The following is an 18,663-nucleotide window of genomic DNA, read 5'->3' as shown; positions in this document are numbered from 1 at the left end:
CCCTTCCGTTGGGCAAGTTTGAGTGCTGGACAACAGACAGCTATAAGTGGTGCCGCTTCGGTGCGAAGTGGTCTTGATCGTTTGAACTGGCTTCGTGGCGATGCCACGTACGAGGGGAGCGTTGGAACTCTACGCGCTCGCCCGATTACCAAGTTGGGCGATATCGCTCACTCGTCTCCGGTATTGGTCGCGGCGCCTAACGATGGCTACGCAGATCCTTCTTACGCGGCTTTCCGTAGTTCGAAGATGGGTAGAACGCCGGTCATCTATGTGGGGGCGAACGATGGAATGCTGCATGGGTTTCGAGAGTCGGATGGCGTTGAGGTAATGGCGTATGTGCCTTCGGCGGTCTATCCGAATCTGCGCTCACTTACCGAGCAGAGCTACCCGCATAGGGCATTCGTTGATGGGCATATCCAGGTGAACGATGCGCAGTTTTCGGATGGCTGGCACTCCGTCTTGATCGGGGGGCTTCGAGCAGGTGGTAAGGGGCTGTTTGCGATCGACGTGACTAACCCTTCGTTTTCGGAGTCGTCACCTGGTAGCGCTGTTTTGTGGGAGTTCCGCTCGGATGATGACGCTAATCTCGGGTTCGCGTACGGTCATCCGGTGATCGCTAAGTTGAAGAATGGTAAGTGGGCAGCAATATTCGGGAATGGCTATAACAGCAATTCTGGAAAGGCGGGTCTATATGTCGCCTACATTGAGGACGGCAAGAGCGGGTGGTCGTCGGGTAGCAACTTCCGTTTTATTGACACCGGGGAGCCGGTCGGGGCTACGCCCAATGGGTTGTCTTCTCCCGCCGTCATTGATCTCGACGGTGACGGCATCGTTGATTACGCTTATGCAGGTGACCTTTACGGCAACGTCTGGAAGTTTGACCTGACCTCAGCGTCGATGTCGGGGTGGTCTGTCAGTAAGAAGTTGTTCGTAGCGAAGGATTCTGTGGGGAGCGCTCAGCCGATTACTACTGCGCCTGAAGCTACGCTGCATCCGAAGGGGGGCGTTTTTGTGCTCTTCGGATCTGGAAAAATGATTGAAGAGGCTGACCTTGCGGATGCGCGCGTTCAGAGCTTCTATGGTGTGTGGGATACCACTTATCCCACGGTGATCGACCGATCGAAGCTGTTGGGGCATGTCTTTTCAAATAATGAAGATCATGTCGCGACATCGAACACGCTCCGGACTGTCGATACTGGCACGCCAGATTGGTGGGATCCAGCTACGAACGTTTATGGCCGACTCGGGTGGTATGTTGACCTTAAGGAGAACGGCGCGGCGTTAGGCGAGCGGGTGATTGAGGATCCAGTTTTGGTCGACGGGAAGATCCTGTTCATTTCCACTGTTCCCACCGATGACCCGTGCAAGGCCAGCGGTTATTCTTGGCTGAACGAGGTTGATGCGGTTACAGGCGCCCGGTTGCCGGTACCGCCGTTCGATCTTAATCGCGATGGCGCCTTCGATGTGAACGATACGATGAGTGGTGGTACTGTGCCATCGAGCAGAAAGATCTCGCCTGCGGGAGGTTTTCCGGTAATCGTTAGAGATACAGACAGTGGTGCTGGAGGGGGCTCGGGCGCATGTGTTGACAATAAGGTGATTAAGAAGAGCGACGGCACGGTCGAAATGGTTGCCGACCCCTGTACGCCGTCATCAGGTCGTCTTAACTGGCGGGATCTTGCACGATGAAAGTCAAAGCTGGTGGGCCGTTAAGAACGTTGGCTGCGGGTTTTACGCTGATCGAGCTGGTAATTACGGTGGTGATAGTTGGTGTGCTCGCAGCGATCGCGTTACCGACATACTCGCAGTATGTTGAGCGAGGGCGACGTGCGGAGGCGAAGGCAGCTTTGAACGGCGCGGCACAAATGCTTGAGCGCTTCTACACGCAGACCAATAGTTACACGGTGGCGCTTGCGGCCCTCGGCGTTTCGGCTACGACGGAGAGTGGAAGGCACGCGATTGTCGTGAGTCCTGGAGCAACGGGAGATATTGCGACGAGCTTTTTGATTACTGCCTCGCCGGTTGGATGGGCTGATGCTCATTGTGGGAATTTGACTTTGGATAGTGCCGGTCGGCGGGGCCGGTCGGCGGCTGGCTGGTCTGTTGAAGACTGCTGGCAGCGGTAGGGCGGTGTCCGGGCTTTGCTCCGATGGCCCGCTTGCGCGGGCCTTCTTGTTTTCGGTCCTCATTCATTTCCTAGTCGTTGTGGCCGGATACATGGTCGAGCCGCATCGGCCGATTTCTCCGCTCATTGCGACGCTGCGCATATCAGGGGAGCCTGCTGCACGATCCGTTCCGGCCCACGGGTTGGCCACCCAACCCAAAGTCGACCATGCCGAGACGAACCGGCCGGTGGCACGGGAGTTGGGCCGCGCCATGCCAAAGCGAGCGACTTTAACGAGCGCAGAGTTGATTCCATGGATGGATCGGCTGGTCGCGGACCCTATGGCGCCCCTATCGCCATCGGCCATTGCAGTTACGAGCCCATACAAGCTCCTGGAGCTGAGAGCGGCGGGGCAGATCTTTGCGAGAGAGATCTCGGAGGTGGAGGTTGGCAAGCAGCCGTTACACCTACCGCCAGGGAATTGGGCCTATTCTATGCAACTAGACCGACGACCCTACGCCCTCGACTCGATGAATTCGTCGGTATTGGCGCTCCCGTCGTTGGCCCAGAGTGAGAGCCTCATAATTGCCGTATTTATTTCCGCCGAGGGGCAGGTAAATGGGGTTCAGCTTCTATCGGGGAAAGAGTCCTTCTTTCGTCCGATTGCGGATAAGTTGTACCAGCTGCGATTTGATCCTGGGGTGCGTAACGGCGTTGCCGTGAACGCCATAATGTTGATAGCTATTTCGGTTGAACCTGAATAATAGAAGACTGCGTGTCGGGGGGCGCGAGGGAGGAGCCTTTCTATAGTGCGCGGCAAAGAGAGGGGCTTGTCGACGCTTGCCGAATCACTGAAGAACGCGCCGCGCTCTACGTTCGTCGGAATTTATCACATCGGTTGGCTAGCCAAGGCGGCCGGTAATGTAATCCTCAGTGGGGCGATCCTTCGGCGATAGGAACATCGCGTCGGTTGCGCCGAGCCTGATGAGCTCGCCGCGATAGTTGCAGGCGGTGTAGTTCGAGATGGGTGCGGCTGGCTGCATGTTGTGCGTGAAGATCGCGATCGTGAACTCGCTTTGCAGTTCCGAGACCAGTTCCTCTATCCGTATGGTCGTGATTGGATCCAGAGTAGAGGCCGGTTCGCCGATCAGCAGCATCTCGGGCCGGAAGGTTTCGGAGCGAGCGATGCAATTCTGCTGTGCTCATCCCGCCGTACTTGCCGCGCTACTTGTCGAAGGTCGCTTCCGGAAGCCCCTTGCGGGAAGACCTCCTTGACCGACATACCCACTTCGACTTGCTTGAGGAAGCCGATGATCTGCGCTTCGTTAAGGCTGCCTGTTTTCATGACGGTCATTCTCATTCTCTGACGGACTTCTCGCTACCTCAGGTCGGTACCGCCTATCGGGGGAGGTTACCGGCACGGGTTGTGGCCGATTTGGGTTTCGGTATCACGCATGTTGGCCTGCCGTTGCTTGCGTAGACGGCAGGCCAGGTGAGCCGTGCTGATCGGCCTTAACGATCAGTCAGCAATTTCAGAGCCAGCGGATTTGCGGCCCCGGTCGCGGTCGAGCCGATCGCGATTGCGGTGTAAACCTTGCCGGCTTCAAGTGCCAGGCTGGACGAGGTGAGGGCGGTGGTCGCCGTTCCGGCTACGTTAAGTTTGAAAACATAGTTGCCGGGTGGCACCTCGAGGTAAGCGCTGGCGGCCTTGAAGGGCACGTTGCTGAGCACCTTGGCGTCATTAGCGAGCACGTCGACGTTCGGCGCGTCGGGCGACGCATGGATCACTCGGACTCTTGCCTTGTCGGCAACCGTGGTCCGGTCGTCCTCCAGCACCAACGGTTCAATGCTGGCCAGCGGGCCAACCGCGAAGATCGAGTAGGACTTCGCGCGTGCCAGCGTGGCGTCTGCGTTGATCACGGTGGTCGTCGTGTTGGCAGCATTCACCTTGAAGTTGTAGTTGCCGGCCAGCAGGCTCAGGTAGCCCGAGTCAGCGGGAAACGCGACGCTGCTGAGCACCTTGGCGTCATTCACCAGAACGTCGACTGCCGGTGCGTCAGGTGAGGCATGCATCACGCGCACCTGGGTTGTCGCATCGGGTAGTTCGAGCTTGGGCGCGGCGCTGTCGCGCGTCAGCACGAGCAGGCTCACTGGCGAGTGCCCGCTGGTATCCGGCACGGCTAGCGCAACCAGATCCATACCAGCGGCAAGGCTGACCGTGCCCGAGTCATAGGCTACCGTCTTCGTGCCGGCGAGCGTGATCCGGATACGGTAGTCGCCGGCTTGCACCTGCAGCGCATCGCTGACCGCCTTGTAGGCCGCGTTGGCCACAACCGGCGTCGCGCTGGCGAGATCCGCGCTTGGCGGTGTCACGTAGATGTCGACAGCCGGTACCGCGGGCGAGGCATGGCCGGCACGCAGTTTCAGCTTGCCGCTATCGGGCGCGGTGCCGCTCTCGCTGATCACCAAGGGCTCAACGGTGCCACCCGACAGGCTGCCAACGGCGACGACGGTGGTGTAGCTGTCGGCAGTCAGGTTCAACGTGGCCTTGATGACCTGCGGCGTCATCGCGCCTTCGGGCGTGACGATGACTTCCGGACTGCCGGCGTCAACCTTGAGGAAGCTGGTGGCATCCTTGTAGGCAACGCCGCTCAGCGCTTTTGCGCCGGCGAGATACACGTCAACCTTGGGGGCGTCTGCGCTGGCATGCACAACACGCAGGCGGGCTTCTGGTTTTGCTGGCGCCGGCGCGGGGTCGTCGCTGCCGCACGCGGCGAGCAGGGCGACGGAAGACGCGGCGACCAGCCAGGAACGGATCGAAATCATGGGCACTCTCCGTTGATGTTTCGGTGTGGGTGGTGGGGTGCGAACCCCGTTTGTGCACTGCGCAGTGCACGGAAGTACCGGTACGTTGTGATTTATACTCATCAGTCACAAAATATACAAGTAGAGTTTTATGTGACTCTTTAGGTGGATTTCGGACCGCTCCGCGCTAGAATTGCGCCATGACTGCCACTGCTCCCACCCGACCCAGCTTCAAACAACGCCAATTCGAGGCGCGTGAAGACGCGATCCTCGATGCCGCGCATGAGCTGTTGGCGACCAAGGGTTACGACCAGACCACCGTCGACGAAGTGGCTGCCGCGGTCGGTATCGCCAAGGCGAGCCTCTACAAGCACTTCCCGTCGAAGGAGGTGCTTGCGACGGCGGCGATGAAGCGCATGATCCAGCGCGCGCTCACGTTCATCGATGGCCTGTCGCCATCGCTCTCGGCCGACGAGTCCCTGCGTGCCGTGCTGGAATGGGCCTTGCGCCTGCGCCTGGCCGGTGGGCTTCCGACGCTGCCATCAAGCAACTCAGCCTTGGTGGCCGCACTCACGCAGGACGAAGCCTATGTCGCGCTGGTGACCGAGCTCACCGGGCGGCTCGGGCTATGGGTGCAGTTCGGAAAGGCCCTGGGGAAACTGCGCGCGGATCTTCCGGATGAGGTGATCCTGCTCTCGTTCTATGCGCGCACCTGTGACCCCGCCATCGACTTCCTGAAGCGAGGCGGCACGATGGATGACGAGACGATCGTCCAGGCGATGCTCAAGCTCTTCTTCGATGGAGTGCGCCGAAGCGCTTAGCGGCGCCAGTACGAACCGTTCGCACTGCCTTGCCGGCAGGGGGCCGGTTCTCGCCTCCAGCGGCGCCAAGGCCAAGCGCTGCTCAGTGCCATCACGATCCAGCCAGCGATCAGATCGTATCCAGCCCCCTCTTCAAGCTACTTGCACGCGCCTGCAGGGCGTCGAGCTGCGGCTCTGCCATCTTGCGCAGTTGGCGATAAACCATACCAAGCCGAGGGTTGTGGCCAAGCGTGGCTTCATGCCGCGCAAAGAAGTCCCAGTACAGCGCATTGAAGGGGCAGGCGCGTTCGCCGATTTTCGCCTTCCTGTCGTAGTGGCAACCCTTGCAGTAGTCACTCATGCGGTCGATGTAGGCGGCGCTGCTGACATAGGGCTTGGTGGCGAGCCGGCCGCCGTCGGCGAACTGGCTCATGCCCACGGTGTTGGGTAGTTCCACCCACTCGAAGGCGTCGATGTAGATACCGAGGTACCAGCGGTGCAGCGTGGCCGGGTCCAGCCCGGCGAGCAGCGCGAAGTTGCCGATTACCATCAGCCGCTGGATGTGGTGCGCCCAGGCATCGTCGAGCGACTGGCCGATTGCGCGTTGCAGGCAGCGCATGCGGGTGCGGCCGGTCCAGAACCAATCGGGTAGCGGCGTTTGGTGGCCCAGGGCGTTCTGCGCTTCGTAGCCGGGCATGTGGGCCCAGTAGAAGCCGCGGACGTACTCGCGCCAGCCGAGTATCTGCCGTACGAAACCTTCCGCCGCCGCGAGCGGCGCGTGGCCGGCGCGGTAGGCAGCTTCGGCCGCGTCGATCACCTCGCGCGGATGCAGCATCTTCACGTTCAGCGCGAAGGAGAGCTGCGAGTGAAAGAGGCGCGGGCTGTGGCTGCTCATCGCATCCTCGAATTCGCCGAAGTGGGGCAGCGCTTCCGCGATGAAGTGTTCGAGCCCGGCGAGCGCCTCGTCGCGGTTCAGCGGCCAGCGGAAACAGTCGGCGTGGGGCGCGCCGAAGCTGCCTACGCCGGCGGTCTCGATCATCTGCCACAGCGCGCGGTGGTCGTGGCTGGGGCGCGTGTCGGGCGGTGGCGCCGGCGTACCGGGCCAAGGCTTACGGTTTTCGGCGTCGAAGTTCCATTGCCCGCCCTCCGGCTCGCCGGTGGATGTGAGCAACACCCGGTGGCGTTGGCGCATCGCCCGGTAGAAATGCTCCATCAGCCATTGCTTGCGACCACGGAAGTGCAGCGCCACGGCGTCCCGCGGGGCGAGGAAATGCTCGCTGTCGACCACGCAGGTCTCGAAGGGCTGCGCGGCTGCCCAGTCGCGCAGCTGGGTATCGAGCCGCCATTCGTCGGGGGCCTGCCATTCGAGGCGGCTCGCGCCGTAGTGCCGTATCAGGGCGGCGAGGTTGTCGGGGATCGACTGGCGGTTGCTCGGGTCGTCCAGCGCGATGTAGCGCACCCGGTGGCCGGCCTCGCGCAACTGGCGCGCGAAGTCGCGCATCGCGACGAAGATCGCGAGGATCTTCTGCGCGTGGTGCAGCACATAGTCGGTTTCCTGCCGCACCTCCATCAGCACATGCACCACGCCAGGGTCGCGCTGTGCAAACCAGCTGTGGCGAGGGTTGAGCTGGTCGCCCAGGATCAGCCGCAGGGTCTGGGCCGGTGCGCTCATGCCCTGGCACTTTCGTTGTGGCGTGCGCGGCGGCAGCGGTCCGAACAGAACTTCACCGCTTCCCAGTCGCGAGCCCATTTCCTGCGCCAGCTGAAGGGCAGGCCGCAGTGCCGGCAGGTCTTCTGCGGCAGATCGTGCTTCTTGCGCATCGGTCAGAAATCCAGTTCCTGCTGACGTGCCGGGTTGCGGGCCGCGGGCTTGCGCGGTGCAGCTCGGCGTAGGCGCGAGCCGTGTTTCTCGACGATCGCCGCCTTCGCTTCGCGAACCTCTGCACGCGCCCGTAGCGCGTGCACACGGGCCTTGGCGGCTCGGGTGGCGGATTCCAGATCGACCACCGGGGCAGGGATGTTCTCGCCCACCCGCACGCCGCAGCGGGCCTGCACATCGGCCGGCATACGCCAGGGTTCGAACAGCCACGCATCGGGCACGCGGCGCATGGCGGGGAGCCAATGGCGCACGAAGCGGCCTTGCGGATCGTGATCGCATGCCTGCTTGACCGGGTTGTAGACCCGCGTGGTGTTGATACCGGTGGTGCCCGCCTGCATCTGCATCTGGCTCCAGTGGATGCCCGGCTCATAGTCGATGAACTGGCGCGCCAGCCACAGGCCCACCGGCCGCCAGTGCAGCCACAGCGGGTAGGCGGCCACCGACACCAGCATCGCGCGCATGCGGAAGTTGAGCCAGCCGGTCTCGCGCAGCATCGCCACGCAGGCATCAACCATCGGCCAGCCGGTGCGGCCGGCGCGGAGCGCGGCGAAATGGGCCTCGTTCCATTCCGCTTCGCGCAGCCCGTCGTAGCCACGGTGCAGGTTGCGGAATTCGAGTTCGGGTTCGGATTCGAGTTTCTGGATGAAATGGCAGTGCCAGTGCAGGCGGCTCAGAAACGCCGCGAGGCCCTGGCACTGCCGGCCGTCCTCCGGCCCCTGCAAGGCCCCGATGCGGGCGCGGGTGGCCTGCACCACCTCGCGCATGCTCAAGCAGCCGAGCGCGAGGTAGGGCGAGAGCCGCGAGCAGGCAGTGGGTGCGCCCAGGGGCGAGGAGATGCCGCCGCGGTACTGCCGGCTGCGCTCGTCGAGAAACGCCTGCAGCACCAAGAGCCCCTCGTTGCGACCGCCGTGCTGGCGCAGTGGCGGGGCGTCGTCGGCGAGGCCAAACGCGCCACCTGCGGGCCAGCGCCCGGTCGGCCAGGGCAGAAGCCGGCCTTCGATGTGTGTGGGCTCGGGCAACAAGGGCGCCTCCATGTGTGCCTGCCAGCGCGCATGCCATACGTTGCGGGTCGCCAGCCGCCTCACCACGCCGTGTTGTGGCCACTCGCGCCAGACGACGCCGCTGGCGACGCACCAGCGCGCGACGGCCTTGTCGCGTTCAAAGGTGTGGCCGTTACCGGTCTCCTCATGCGAGACCAAGGTGTGGAAGGGCGCGGCGGCGTGCAGCCGGGCGAGTACCTCGGGCGCTTCGCCGATCGCCAGTTGCAGTTCGGCGCCGCGGTGGCGCAACGCGCGGGCGAGGTCGCGCAGGCTCTCCTGCAGGAACAGATAGTGCTGCAGCGCGTAGTCGGGTTGCGCCCACAGGCTGGGCTCCAGCACATACAGGCACAGCACCGGCCCTTGCCGGGCGGCGTGGGCCAGCGGCGCATGGTCGGCGAGCCGCAAGTCACGCTTGAACCAGACGACGGTGTAGCTCATGTGAAAGTGCAGGGGCGAGTCACGTTGGAGTGCGTGTGACACCGCCATCTACCGGCAGGTTCGATCGTCGATCAGGCTCAGGCGCTAGCCGCGCCCGTTGAGCCGCGAGCTGTGGCGGTCCGGTGCGTGCGGGTGGGAGGACCTCAGGGGTTGCAGAAGGCGCAGTGCTGCGGCTCGGCGAACTGGCGATCGGTTCGCGGTCGTGTTTCGCTTTGCGTGCAGCGAAGGCATTGCCAGGTTTCGCTGCGGTAGCTGCTGGTCGGTAGCCCACATGCCGCGCACGGCAGCCCGGCCTGTTGCGCGGTGACCCAGTAGCCCGGCGTTGCACAGGCTGGGCACAGCGACAGCAGGCGGCGCAGCAAATCCTCGGCGGCCTTGCCGATCTGTTGCATCCGGCTCGGGTTCGCGAACGCGCGCAGATCGGTCTCTGCAAACACTTGCCCGTTGCTCGCCTTGGCCTGGCACGCGTCAAAGTGGCGCTTGAGGGTCGGCCAGTCGGCGATGCCTTTGTGAAGCCGCGGGTCGTCTTGATGCTGTGGGCGTAGCACGAGCTGGTGCGCTGGGAAGTCTTGCTTCGTCGCGAAGGCTTCAAGTGCCGACCATTCAGCGGTGCGTAGCGTGCCGCATCGTGCCGGCCCCTGGGCGATGCCGACGACTTCCACCTCTAGCCGGTCGTCGATCAGCACCAGCATCTCCGTGTTCCAGGTGAAGAGGCCGGTGAAGGGATCAGGCCCGAAGCTACCTTCGCTGGCGAGCCCGATCTGCGAGCCGGAGAGCGACATGCCGATTCGTGCCTTCTTGCGCGCCGCCTCGAGCTGACTACCTTCGCGTGGGGTGTCACGCGTGAAGGTGCCGAGCTGGTCAGTATCGAAACCGCTGATGCGCTCGACCTTGCAGCCGAGCGCCGGTTCCAACACCGGCGCGATGACCGCTTCCTTGCCGTGCTGGGTGAGGAGGGCGAGGCGCTGCCCTGCGTAGTGCGACATCAGGCCGCCTCCAGCCCGAGCGGGAGCCATTGCCCATGCGTGTAGCGTTGCAGCGCGTCGTTGCCGAAGTGCCACAGATGCAGCCAGCCGTTATCGAGCAGCTGGCGCACGACGGCGTGCTTGGCGATGACCTGCTCGATGGCTGCCTGCGGCGCATCGATCAGCACGGTCAGGCGAAGCGGCTCGTGCACCCAGCGCTCACCGTCGTGCAGCGATTGGCGGGAGAGCCCGATTCGCAGATCGCCACCGTTGCCCTCGAATACGCCGATCGATCCGCCGACAACGTTGTGCAGCACTTTGTTGCCGCTACCCAGGTGCTGCGGATCGCAGGTGGAGGCGTGGTATTGCCAGTTGATCCAATGCGTTACCAGCATCGGTGCGGTCATCAGCAGTTCCAGCACGCTGCCGTCGGCATCCTGCTTGGCGTCGTAGTCGTGCAGGAAGCTGCGGCCGTCCAGCACGATGCCACGGGTACGGTGCCGCGGCGCGATGACGAACGCGGCGTTGCCCGCGAGGCCCCATTCCGGCCGCGTCTGGGCGCCGTCGTTGGCACGCCGGCGCAGTTGGGTCAGCAGTTCATCCTGCGGCGTTGTCGGATCGAGCCCAAGGCGCGGCGCACGCTCGCGGCGTACCAGGTCAGACGCTTGCGAGAAGACCACTTGCAGTTGATCCCAGCGTGCGCGGGCGTCGGTGGGCAGAAGATCGAGGTCGAAGCCCTCGATCTCGTCGGTGGTGGTGTTGTGCAGCGCGGCGACGAAGCGCGTCTCCTCGGGAATCGCGATGCCGCGCGCCAGCAAGCCGGCCCGCACCGATTTCTCGTTGAGCAGCAGCGCCAGGCTGCGCGCGTTGACCTCGCCGGTCTGCCCGCAGCAGGCACCGCAATCGAGCGCGGCAGCATGCGCGTTGTTGGTCGACTGACTGCCGTGCCCGACCAGCAGCACCAGGGGCGCGAGACCGTGTTCGAGCCCCATCGCGTGCAATACGCGCGCCGCGAGCGCTACCTTCGTGTCGACATCCAGCGCGTTGAGCTGGGGTCTGCAGACGGCGCGATAGCGGTGCGGCAGGCCGGCCAGATCATCGCGCTGCCGGGCCTGCGCCGAGGGCCGCAGCCATTGCCCGAGCTTGCCGAGGTAACCGGCACCGGCCGCTTCGACAAACGAGAAGGCTGCGCCCGGCCACCGACTGGCCGCTTGCCACTGCGCGGCGAGGTCAAGGCGCGCGCGCCGGCCACTCGCGGCGGCGGCCTCGGCGGCCTCATCGGGCTGGCCCGCCTCGCCGGGGCCGGCGTAGATCCGATCGGTGACTTCCATCGCCGGAGCGAGCAGGCCGGGCAGTTGGGGCCGGCGGGCGGCGCTGGCCAGCGGGGTGTATGCGACCGGTAGCCCGAAGAAGCCGGCGAAGCCGATCGTCTGCACGGCGGGCCAGACTGCTTCGAGGGCACGGCGCATCGGTTCGCTGCGCACATCGATACAGAAGGCGGCCTGTACTTCGATCTTCTGCTCGGCAGGCGTCTTGCTCGTCGTGGCGGTGAGTTTGTGGGCCAGTTGGCGCTGGTAGCCGGCTTCGAGCGCGAGTTGCCAGACTTCGTCGGCCAGCAAGCCTGCTTCGCTTTCGTCGAGCAGCGTCGCGGCGCGGTGCCACGACGCCTGCAGCGCAGCGAACGCGAGCCGCGTGCTGGCGTCGTCCTTGCAGTCGAGCAGCACGGCGCCCCATGCGAGCCGGATCGCGAGCAGATCGCGCAGGTTCGGGTCGTCACGCCCCTCCAGGCCGGCTTGCCAGCCCTGGTAGGCGCACCAGGAGGCCCAGCCGTTTACCGTCAGCAGCACCGCTTCCAGATAGTCGGCCCAGACGGATTCCGGCAGGCCGAGCTGGCGCAGCGCCCAGCGTTCGGCGTCCAGCCGCGTGGCGGGCAGCACGTCGAGCCGGCGGCCCAGGTCGGGCAGCCCCATCAGCAGGCCGATGCCGTGGTCGTGCTGCAGGGTGTCGCGCCAGAAGGCGTACAGCCCCTGATCGCGGCTCGGTTGCCAGTCGGCCTGGTGGGCGTCGAAGTAGGCGGCGCAGGTCTGGCTGACCTGGTGAGTGATGGCCTGACGCCACGAGAGCCGCGTGTGCCGCGCCGGATCATTGTCGAGGGTGTCGATCAGGAGCGGTAGCCGGGCGGGCGTCCAGTCGCTTTGCAGCGCGTCGATGCACTGCTGCGCGCTGAGCATGCCGGCCGCTCCAGGCAGATTCGACAGCGCGTAGTCGAGATCCGCGCGGGTGATGCGGCCTTCCTCCCAGGCTTGCCGCTGCGATTCGCGCGACGGAAACACCCGGATATCGCCGAGCACCGCCATGCGGGCGGCCACACGGCGCAGCGGCATACCGATGCGCGACCAATGCGGATTCACCGCGATCGCCCGATCCAGCGGCCAGGCGGGCGCAATCGCACGACAGGCTTGCGCGCAGGCGGATTCGATCTGCTCGTTGATGAGTAGATCGTTCTGCGCTGATCCGCTTTCAGCCCGCGCGCCCGCAAGGTTGTTTGCGAGACCGTTCGGCCGTGCCTGTTCAGTAAGTTGCAGCGTATCCATGTTGATCTCCTGCGAGGGGTGTGGGGTCAGGCCTTGGCGCGAATGGCGCCGTTGCTGCGGCTGCTGTGGCGCTCATGTGACGCGGGTGCCCAGCGCGTTGGCCAGAGCCACAGGGCGAGTCGGGTGTAGGACTCATCGAGGTAGAGGCCGGCGTAGCTCCAGCGCCGGCTGCGCGCGAGTGCCGCAGGCCAGAGTTGAAGTGCCACCAGCCAGCCGTGCAGGCAGACCATGCCGAGCAAGGCAATAACACCCGTTGCGGTATCGGGGCGATCGACCGTCCCCAGCGGGATCGCGTGGGCCAGCATCGCCAGCGCGGTAAGGCCAACGACCATCACAACGCCGGCTGCGTAGTGGCGCAGGGTCTGACGAAGGGTTTGGTCGCTTGCTTGAGGCAGCCACAGCAAGGGTGCCCAGGCAAGGGCCAGAAGGAGGCTCCACCACCACGGCCAGGCGGCATCGCGGAACAGTGCGAGTACCGCGAACACGCCCGTGGCAGCCAGTACTGGCGCGAGCAGCAGGCTCAACGGCGTGGGCGTGCGTGCATCGTGCAGCGCCTGGATCCGTGTGTGTTGCACTGCCGTCGAGGCCGACAGGAAGGTGTGCGCCTTGTACAGCGAGTGGCCGATCAGGTGCAGCGCCGCGAGCGTGTAGAGACCGAGCCCGCATTCGAGCACCATGAAGCCCATCTGCGCCACGGTGGACCAGGCGAGTCGAACCTTGATGCTGATCCGGGTGAGCATGACCAGGCCGGCGAGGATCGCCGTACCGAGGCCAAAAGCCACCAGCAACCAGCGTGCGGCGGGGGCGTGCTCCAATAGCGGCGAGAAGCGGATCAGCACATAGCCGCCGAGGTTAACAACGCCGGCGTGGAGCAGGGCGGATACCGGCGTCGGCGCCTCCATCACCTGGATCAGCCAGCCATGAACCGGCAGCAGCGCGGTACGGAGCACCACGGCGAGCACCAGGCACACCGCGCTGAACTGCAGTGCAGCCGACGCACCATCCTGCGCGAGATGTGTCCAGAGCGCCGAGAGCGAGCCGCTGCCGACGGCCCACCACGCCAGTGCCGCGGCGGCGATCAGCAGCGCATCGGCCAGGCGATCGGCGAGCCGTTTCTTGAAGGCTGCGAGTTGGGCGAACGGGCGATCGGGGTAGAAGCACAGCAGGTGCTGCAGCGCCACGCCGACCAGCGCCCACGCCGCGATCAGCACGAGCCAGTGGTCTGCCAGCAACAGCAGATGCACCGCCGCCAGCACGCCGGCGAGCGCCGCAAGGTAGCGCTGTTGGCCCGCCTCACCCTGCAGGTAGCGCGACGAAAAGGCGCCGATCAGGGTGCCGAGCAATTGCACCAACACCGCCAGCCAGCCGCCCAACATGGGGGCCGCCAACCAAGGCGAGATGAATGTGGCCGCGCCGGTGGCCGAATTGCCGCGCAGCACGAGTCCGATCGCCGCGGCGAGCAAGGCCGCCAGCGATAGCGCGAGGAAGCCTTGCCACTGTCGAGCCTGCTGAACCTTGGGCAGGAACGGCAGCAGCACGCCGATCACCATCAGGGCGACTGGCAGCAGAAGGCTGAAGGTCAAAACACTCGGGAGCAGTTCCATGGCAGCTTTTCTCGATTCGAAAACTGTCCGGATCTTGCGTTGCGGTGGTTGTTCTGTAAATTACAATGATTCGAACGAAACAATCGAAAAAACAGAACAATGAAGCTGGAACTGCTGAACTTCCACCACCTGTTTTACTTCTGGCGGGTCGCAAGGCTTGGGCATCTCACGCGCGCTGCGGCCGAGCTTCATACGTCGCAATCGGCGCTGTCGGCACAGATCCGTCAATTTGAGGATCGACTCGGCGAGCCCCTGTTCACGCGCCAGGGGCGGCGGCTGCAGCTCACGGATACCGGGCAGCTGGTGCTTTCGTACGCCGAAGACATCTTCGGCCTCGGGCAGGAAATGCTGGGGCGCCTCGACGGGCGCAGCGAGGGCTTGACGCGGCTACGGGTGGGCAGCGTCGCCACCCTGTCGCGCAACTATCAGGAGAACTGGATTCGCCCGGCGCTGGCCGATCCTGGCGTGGTGCTGACGCTTGAATCGGGCGTGCTGGAAGGCCTGCTGACCCGCTTGCTGCAGCATCAACTCGATGTGGTACTGGCGAACGAGACGGTGCCGTCGGATGCCGACCGGCCGCTGCATTGCCGCTTTCTTGGCAGCCAGTCGATCTCGCTCGTGGGGCCCGCCAGCAGCTGGAAAGGTCGCACGTTGCGGATACCGGAAGACCTCGACGGTCTCGACATCGCGCTGCCGGGGCCAAGGCATGCGTTGCGCGCCCAGTTCGATGCGCTCTGTGCCTCGGCCGATGTGCGGCCACGCTTGCGCGCGGAGGTGGACGACATGGCCATGCTGCGCCTGATCGCGCGCGATAGCGGATGGCTAACCGTGCTGCCCGAGGTTGTGGTGCAGGACGAACTGCGGGCCGGGGCGCTGGTGACGGTCGGCCAATCGACGCAGTTGCAGGAGCGCTTCTACGCCATCACCACGCCACGCCGGCACCGCATCGAAGCGTTGGAGCGATTGCTGTCGCAATGAGATACCGGCGCGCCAGCGGCTTGGGCGCGGTCGGTTGGTTGGGGGCAGGCAAGCTGCGACAGGCCGGAAACGTGTCGCCGCAGTGGCCCGCGCGATGCGTTTGCCGCAGCCGCCAGCGCCGGCCGCAGGGCGGGGCGCTCATCGCACGCCGCCCTGCCACGAAGTTTTTGCTGCCGGCGTTGGCTAGCAGCAGCTTATTTTGCAAACCTCAGGATCACCGGCCCTTTGTGGATCGCGTGCCGCACTTGAGAATTGTCGAAGGCCGCAAAGCCGAAGTAGTAAGCGGCGTCGAGGTCTTTGAACTGAACGTCGTAGGGTGAGGCGGTGGTCAGCTTGCGCGCGACGACATAGGTCCATTTCCCGTCCGCCCATGCGCCCGCACCGGCCAGGTTGCCGCGATCGCCGGTGAACTTGCTCACCACCACGGAAGCGACCTCGTCACCTGCAACGAACTTCGAATCGTCGAACGGCACGCGGTCTTCCAGCTTGATCCAGTAGGTACCGCCTTTATTGGCCGCCTTGCCGTCCTTGTTCATGAACTCCGGCTTGCCGTTCACCAGCTTGACTTCGTTGTAGCCGCCGCCGGTGCTGGCGTCGGACTTGCGACCCGAGTCCGGCGCTTTGTCCTTGTCGTAGCGGGTGCTGTCGACATACTGGTTGTCCGGCTGGCCGAGCGACACGCCGCCGCGGACGCTGCGCATCTGCCAGATGTCGCCAATTTCGCCCGAGTTCTTCGTGTACTTGTTGCCGTATGGCTTGGTTGTGACCTCGTCGTGGCAGGCGGCGTAGCAGCCGCGTTTCTTGAAGCCGCGGATCGAGGAATCGTCGATGTTCCAGAAGATCGCCCACTTGTCTTCATAGAAACGGTTGTTGTCACCACCCTTGTCGTTGGGGTCGGTCAGCCGCTTCCACGAGCCATCGCTCTGCTTCTGGTAAGGGCTGTAGCGATAGGACTGAGTCGGATCGTCGTAGCTGAACATCAGGTAGAGCGTATCGGCCGTGTAGACGGCCTTGATGTTTGCGGTGGTCTTGCCGTCCGCGAAGCCCGATCCGCTATGCATATGAATCATGACCGGCTTTGCCGCCGACCATGCCGGGTCTGCAGCCAGCTTTTCGAGAACCGGCCCTTGTTCGACCTTTTGGGCAACCAGGAATCGTTCGGCGCTGGCGTCAAGAGATATCAATAAAGATGCCGCAACCAGGGAATGCTTGAGGAGCGTTTTCATTTGGAAATGTCCGGTCGGCTGAGAAAGCTGATCAATCAAGGCTATGCCCTTGCTGAACCGGAACGTTGAGCGGTATCAATTGTCACGGGCGCGACAATGTGCTTGTGTGAGCGGCTTGCCCAGCACTGCACGGTCCGCTGTGCTTTGAGTTCGGAAACGCTTGTGGCTGGGGCGTGCGCGATCAGCAACGAACCGCTGGCGGGGGGGCTCGGCGCCGGTATGGCGCGCCGCGGAGAGGCTAGGTCCGGCGCAGCGCGATGTGCGTGCGGATCATGTCGCGGGCTGCGGTGCGGAACTCGTTGTCCTCGCGATCGACGATCCAGAGCCGAACCAGGCCGAACAGGAAGGCATAGGTGTCGCGCGCCATGGCGTCCGGGTCCAGACCGGCGCGCAGGCCGCCCTTTTCGGCTGCTTTCTGATACGCGACGCGGAGCCGTTCGCTCAGGTCGTGCGAGCGGCGCATCACGCATTTCAGCGCATCCCCAAGCTCGCCGGTGTACTCGCACTTGTTGATCAGCACTTCGAAGGTCTGACGCGTCGTCAGATCCGATTCAAGACGTTCTACGTAGGCCATCAGGAAGCATTCGATCGCGCCGAGCGGATCGGAGCCGGAATCAACCTGCAGCGCAGCCTCGAGCACATCCATCAGCGGCATCGCGACGTCGTCACGCAGCGCAACGAAGAGTTGGGCCTTGTTCTCGAAATGCCAGTAGACCGCGCCGCGGGTGACCCCAGCGGCTGATGCGATCTGCTCCAGCGATGTGCGACTGACTCCGCGTTCGGAAAACACATTGCGTGCGGCGTCGATGATGTCGCGCCGCGTCTGTTGCATGTCTTCCTTGGTCTTGCGTGCCATGTATGTCCCACCAGAGCGATTGCTTGTAATTATACATCCGTGAATGTATAAATTCGGCTTTCCCAGATTGGCCCATGCGTTACGCCGCAAAAGGGCCGGCAGCGCCGCACCAGAGCCGCTAGGCTGAGTCTACCGCTCGGCCCGTGTGGCGCGGCCTGAAGCACAAAACCCCTCGAGGAGCTCCGGATGTCCGTCCGTCGCATGATCCCGCCGCACATCCGCGGCACTTTTGTACCCGCAATTTCCGCGATTTCTCTGGTGCTGGCATTGGCCGCCTGTACCGCCAAGGATCAGGCCGGGGGCGCGCCATCCGGACCGATGCCGGTTGGTGCCATTGCGGTGGAAGCGACCAGTGCGCCGGTGTGGGTCGAGGCGGTTGGCCAGACCGAAGGCGCGCGCGAAGTCGAGGTGCGGGCCCGCGTTGGTGGTGTGCTGGTCAAGCGTGGCTATGAGGAAGGCAACGCGGTGCGGGCTGGACAGTCACTGTTCGAAATCGATCGCGCGCCGCTTGAGGCGGCGCTCTCGAGCGCGCGCGCCCAGGCCAGCGACGCAGCGAACAAGTTGGAGCAGGCCACACGTGAGTTGGCCCGCACGCGCGGCTTGTCCACGCAGGATGCGGTGGCGCGGAAGGAACTGGATGACGCCGTAACCGCGGAAGCCACCGCCCGCGCGCAGCAGCAAGCGGCCCAGGCGAGCCTGCGCACGGCGGAGCTCAACCTTGGCTATGCCGCAGTGCCGGCGCCGGTGGCGGGTATCAGCGGGCGGGCGTTGAAGTCGGAAGGTAATCTGGTGGCGGTGGGCGACAGCCTGACGACAGTGGTTCAGCTCGATCCGATCAAGGTTCGCTTTGCGCTTTCCGATGCTGATCAGGCGAACTTCCCCGGCGGCCACTTCGATCCGCGCAAGGTGCAGGCGGTGCAGATCGTGTTGCCGGATGGCTCCACCTATGGTGCCAAAGGCGCGCTCGACTTCGCCGCGACACAGATCGATCCAAAGCTCGGCACCCGTTCGCTGCGTGCCGCATTCCCCAACCCCGATGCCGCGGTGCTGCCGGGCCAGTTCGTTCGCGTGAAGTTGCAGGTCGGCACCCGCGAGGGCGTGTTCCGCGTGCCGCAGTCGGCAGTGGTGCAAACCGACCAGGGTTTTATCGTGATGACGGTGGGTGAGGGCGACAAGGTGGCGCCGCGGCCAGTGCAAGTCGGCAACTGGGACGGCAAGGACTGGATCATCACTGGCGGCCTGAAAGCGGGCGACCAGGTGATCGTGGATAACCTGATCAAGCTGCGACCCGGCATGCCGGTAAAGCCGATGCCGCCGGGCGCCATGCCACCCGGCGCGCCCGGTGCTGCGGCCGGCAAGAAGCAAGCTTGAGGG

Annotated in this window: 16 protein-coding genes; 5 read left to right on the top strand and 11 right to left on the bottom strand. The window is 64.3% G+C overall.

Going from position 1 to position 18,663, the window contains the following annotated elements:
- The first annotated feature begins 153 nt into the window (after window positions 1-153).
- Both JY500_RS14160 and JY500_RS22340 read left to right on the top strand, forming a co-directional pair.
- Window positions 154-1,689 (top strand): pilus assembly protein, encoded by a 1,536-nt coding sequence (locus JY500_RS14160; RefSeq protein ID WP_206253381.1) that lies wholly within the window; start codon window positions 154-156, stop codon window positions 1,687-1,689.
- On the top strand, window positions 1,686-2,126 hold the full coding sequence (locus JY500_RS22340) for a type IV pilin protein (RefSeq protein ID WP_206253380.1): 441 nt from the start codon (window positions 1,686-1,688) through the stop codon (window positions 2,124-2,126). The genes JY500_RS14160 and JY500_RS22340 overlap by 4 nt, the downstream gene beginning before the upstream one ends.
- An 880-nt stretch (window positions 2,127-3,006) precedes the next feature.
- On the opposite strand, the gene JY500_RS14150 is transcribed toward JY500_RS22340, so the two are convergent.
- The 3 genes from JY500_RS14150 to JY500_RS14140 form a co-directional block, all read right to left on the bottom strand.
- A complete protein-coding gene (locus tag JY500_RS14150; RefSeq protein ID WP_206253378.1) occupies window positions 3,007-3,261 on the bottom strand; it encodes an ATP-binding cassette domain-containing protein in 255 nt (84 codons plus the stop codon).
- Entirely contained in the window at window positions 3,252-3,458 is a 207-nt protein-coding gene (locus JY500_RS14145) for a hypothetical protein (RefSeq protein ID WP_206253376.1), read from the bottom strand. Before JY500_RS14145 ends, JY500_RS14150 begins: the two co-directional genes overlap by 10 nt.
- 158 nt (window positions 3,459-3,616) lie before the next feature.
- A complete protein-coding gene (locus JY500_RS14140) occupies window positions 3,617-4,930 on the bottom strand; it encodes a DUF4397 domain-containing protein (RefSeq protein WP_206253374.1) in 1,314 nt (437 codons plus the stop codon).
- A 179-nt stretch (window positions 4,931-5,109) separates the two neighbouring features.
- On the opposite strand from JY500_RS14140, the gene JY500_RS22335 reads away from it, so the two are divergent.
- Window positions 5,110-5,730, top strand: a complete 621-nt coding sequence (locus JY500_RS22335) for a TetR/AcrR family transcriptional regulator (protein WP_206253372.1) — start codon at window positions 5,110-5,112, stop codon at window positions 5,728-5,730.
- A 109-nt stretch (window positions 5,731-5,839) separates the two neighbouring features.
- Here the strand turns inward: JY500_RS22335 and JY500_RS14130 are convergent, their stop codons facing one another.
- The 6 genes from JY500_RS14130 to JY500_RS14105 form a co-directional block, all read right to left on the bottom strand.
- Window positions 5,840-7,381, bottom strand: a complete 1,542-nt coding sequence (locus tag JY500_RS14130; RefSeq protein ID WP_206253365.1) for a cryptochrome/photolyase family protein — start codon at window positions 7,379-7,381, stop codon at window positions 5,840-5,842.
- Complete coding sequence (locus JY500_RS14125; RefSeq protein WP_206253363.1) at window positions 7,378-7,530, bottom strand: DUF2256 domain-containing protein; 153 nt, start codon at window positions 7,528-7,530, stop codon at window positions 7,378-7,380. Before JY500_RS14125 ends, JY500_RS14130 begins: the two co-directional genes overlap by 4 nt.
- A gap of 3 nt (window positions 7,531-7,533) precedes the next feature.
- A complete protein-coding gene (locus JY500_RS14120; RefSeq protein WP_206253361.1) occupies window positions 7,534-9,066 on the bottom strand; it encodes a cryptochrome/deoxyribodipyrimidine photo-lyase family protein in 1,533 nt (510 codons plus the stop codon).
- A 143-nt stretch (window positions 9,067-9,209) separates the two neighbouring features.
- Window positions 9,210-10,052 (bottom strand): DUF6671 family protein, encoded by an 843-nt coding sequence (locus tag JY500_RS14115; protein ID WP_206253357.1) that lies wholly within the window; start codon window positions 10,050-10,052, stop codon window positions 9,210-9,212.
- Window positions 10,052-12,625, bottom strand: a complete 2,574-nt coding sequence (locus JY500_RS14110) for a YbcC family protein (protein ID WP_206253356.1) — start codon at window positions 12,623-12,625, stop codon at window positions 10,052-10,054. The genes JY500_RS14115 and JY500_RS14110 overlap by 1 nt, the downstream gene beginning before the upstream one ends.
- A gap of 26 nt (window positions 12,626-12,651) precedes the next feature.
- Window positions 12,652-14,229, bottom strand: a complete 1,578-nt coding sequence (locus JY500_RS14105) for an NADH-quinone oxidoreductase subunit L (protein ID WP_206253355.1) — start codon at window positions 14,227-14,229, stop codon at window positions 12,652-12,654.
- A 99-nt stretch (window positions 14,230-14,328) separates the two neighbouring features.
- Here JY500_RS14105 and JY500_RS14100 point away from each other — a divergent pair, with 99 nt between their 5' ends.
- On the top strand, window positions 14,329-15,207 hold the full coding sequence (locus tag JY500_RS14100; RefSeq protein ID WP_206253354.1) for a LysR family transcriptional regulator: 879 nt from the start codon (window positions 14,329-14,331) through the stop codon (window positions 15,205-15,207).
- 194 nt (window positions 15,208-15,401) lie between these two features.
- Here JY500_RS14100 and JY500_RS14095 read toward each other — a convergent pair whose 3' ends face one another.
- Window positions 15,402-16,433 carry an ethylbenzene dehydrogenase-related protein gene (locus JY500_RS14095; protein ID WP_206253353.1) on the bottom strand — a complete coding sequence of 344 codons (1,032 nt, stop codon included), beginning with the start codon at window positions 16,431-16,433 and terminating at the stop codon, window positions 15,402-15,404.
- 238 nt (window positions 16,434-16,671) lie between these two features.
- Window positions 16,672-17,289, bottom strand: a complete 618-nt coding sequence (locus JY500_RS14090) for a TetR family transcriptional regulator (RefSeq protein WP_206253352.1) — start codon at window positions 17,287-17,289, stop codon at window positions 16,672-16,674.
- A 186-nt stretch (window positions 17,290-17,475) separates the two neighbouring features.
- Here JY500_RS14090 and JY500_RS14085 point away from each other — a divergent pair, with 186 nt between their 5' ends.
- On the top strand, window positions 17,476-18,660 hold the full coding sequence (locus tag JY500_RS14085; RefSeq protein ID WP_206253351.1) for an efflux RND transporter periplasmic adaptor subunit: 1,185 nt from the start codon (window positions 17,476-17,478) through the stop codon (window positions 18,658-18,660).
- The last annotated feature ends 3 nt before the right edge of the window (window positions 18,661-18,663 follow it).

This window comes from Niveibacterium microcysteis, assembly GCF_017161445.1.
GTDB classification, from domain to species: domain Bacteria; phylum Pseudomonadota; class Gammaproteobacteria; order Burkholderiales; family Rhodocyclaceae; genus Niveibacterium; species Niveibacterium microcysteis.
This window is presented reverse-complemented; position numbering and strand designations above follow the sequence as displayed.